Below are 277 nucleotides of genomic sequence, written 5' to 3' on the forward strand. Positions count from 1 at the left end.
TCGAAGTTGATCTTGATCGAGCCGACGTTGGTCGCGCCGACGGGGGTGAGGCTGAAGAAGCCCCAGCGCCAGCGGCCCAGGAGCACGACGCGCTCGTTGAGCGTGAACAGCCCCGGCAGCGTGCGCTGCAGGTACGGCGACACGGAGAAGAGCTCGCCCGCGAAGTGGCGCCGGCTCTCGACGACCCAGGACACGGGGGAATGAAAGCGGTGGTAGTCGCCGGGGGCCAGGTAGATGACGACGTAGTAGAGCGCGTGGTTCGCCTTGCGCGGGGAGT

The 277-nt window shown here is 67.5% G+C and carries 1 protein-coding gene; it reads right to left on the bottom strand.

Features of this window, described 5'->3' with window-relative positions:
- On the bottom strand, positions 1-277 hold a 277-nt coding region (gene asd / locus PZC42_RS24535; protein ID WP_277214079.1), incomplete at both ends, for an archaetidylserine decarboxylase.

The organism is Isoptericola croceus (assembly GCF_029382255.1).
Taxonomy (GTDB): Bacteria; Actinomycetota; Actinomycetes; order Actinomycetales; family Cellulomonadaceae; genus Isoptericola; species Isoptericola croceus.